The sequence below is a fragment of the Mycobacterium sp. TH-M106 genome (assembly GCF_057473765.1).
Window position 1 is genome coordinate 1 of sequence record NZ_JBYCLE010000459.1, and the last position, 1,946, is coordinate 1,946.

Annotated in this window: 2 protein-coding genes; both read left to right on the forward strand. The window is 63.1% G+C overall.

Annotated elements, in window-relative coordinates:
- On the forward strand, positions 1-1,526 hold a 1,526-nt coding region (locus AC2VOP_RS16380; protein WP_486961952.1), incomplete at its 5' end, for a cellulase family glycosylhydrolase.
- Between the two features lie 88 nt (positions 1,527-1,614).
- Positions 1,615-1,821, forward strand: coding sequence for a hypothetical protein (locus AC2VOP_RS16385; protein WP_486961953.1), 207 nt, complete (start codon positions 1,615-1,617; stop codon positions 1,819-1,821).
- Positions 1,822-1,946: the final 125 nt, after the last annotated feature.

Sequence of the window (1,946 nt, forward strand, 5' to 3'; positions counted from 1 at the left end):
GTGACGGCAGCAATCCGGAGGTGTTGCCCGCGCTGGGTGGGGCCGGCGGCACCGCCGGCGTGCTGGGCAGCCACGGTGCGGTCGGCGCACCTGGCACCGTGACCGGTGCCGCGGCGCACACCGCAGAAACCGCAGTGCTGCCGATCAGCACCACCGGCACCTGGCTGACCAACAGCGACGGACAGGTCGTCATCTTGCATGGGCTCAACGAGGTGTACAAGATTCCGCCGTATGAGCCCGCCGCTGGTGGGTTCGGCGCCCAAGACGCACAGTTCTTGGCAGACAACGGTTTCAACGCTGTGCGGGTGGGTGTCATCTGGGCGGGTGTGGAGCCCGAACCCGGCGTCATCAACTATGCCTACCTGGCCTCGATCGACCAGACCGTAAAGACCCTGGGCGATTACGGCATCGTCAGCATTATCGACATGCACCAGGATCTCTACAGTCCCGTGTTCGGGGGCGAGGGTGCGCCAGCGTGGGCGGTGCAGACCGGCGGGCTGCCCAACCCCGACTTCGGTTTCCCATACAACTACGCTCTCAATCCTGCGGAGAATCACGCCTGGGATGCGTTCTGGTCGAACGCCGACGCACCGAACGGGGTTGGGCTGGAGAACAATTACGCGCAGATGTGGGAGCACGTCGCGGCCTACTTCAACGGCAACCCCGACGTGGCCGGCTTCGAGATCATGAACGAACCATGGCCAGGCTCACAGGCGCTGCCCACGATATTGGGCAGCCCTGCCTTCGACACCCAGGATCTGACCCCCTTCTATGACCAGGCGGCGTCGGCGATCAGGGCCGTCGACCACAGCACCCCGGTGTTCTACGAACCCAATGTCCTCTTCGACGCGGGGCTGCCCACCCATCTAGGCACGGTGGACGTCCCGAACACCGTCTTCTCGTTTCACGACTACTGCGAGTTTTACCTTGGACCCCTGGGTTGCTTGCCGAACGTCACCGGAATCGTGGACAACGCTGCGACGTACTCGACGGCGCACGACATCCCGGCATTTATGACCGAGTTCGGGGCCACCAGCAACGAGACAGCCATCACCGACACGATGCAACCCGCTGACCAGCACCTGATGGGTTGGACGGAGTGGGCCTTCACCGGCCAAAACGACATAACCACCACGGCGTCTCCACCGAGCTCGGAGGCGTTGGTGTACAACCCGCACGATCCGCCGGTGGGGGCCAATGTCGACACCGCGAAGCTGGCGGTGCTCGCGCAGCCGTATCCGCAGGTGGTTTCGGGTACCCCGCATTCGTGGTCGTTTGACCACGGCGTCTTCACGTTCAGCTATTCCACTGCTAGGGCCGGCGGTGAGGGCAGCTTCGCGGCCGGTTCGCCGACGACGATCTCGGTGCCCAAGATCGAGTTCCCGCACGGCTATCAGGTCAGCGTCACTGGCGGGCAGGTGGTGTCGGCTCCTGATGCTCCCGAACTGGTCGTCACTTCAGCTGCCGGCGCAGACAGCGTCGAGGTGGTGGTGAGCCCCGCCGCAGGTAGCGCAGCATCGGGGTGATAGTGACCTTCACTAAGGAATTGAATTGATGGCTGGCTTGCCCGTGGGTGATCATCGATCACGTGGCATCGCAGCGCGTGGTCGTCGCGTGGTGGGTGTGGCGGCGGGTGTGGCGGCGTTTGTGGTGGTGGCGATGAGTCTGCCTGCGGGTGTGCCGCCGGCGCGCGCTGATGTCGTCGATTTGATCATCGACCCGTTGGTTGACTCTGTTGAGGCGGGTTTGGAGGGTGTTACCGATGCGGTGGCGGTGCTCGATCCTGTCGCGGGGTTTTCGGGGTTGTATCTGGGTTGTTAGGATCTCGTTGATATTGCCTTGGTGTCTGAGTATTTTTCATCGTGTGCGGTGGGTTTGTTGGCCTCGATGTTGCACGGTGTTGAGCATGATTGGATCTCCTGTTCGTTGGGGGCTGGGGTTGATGG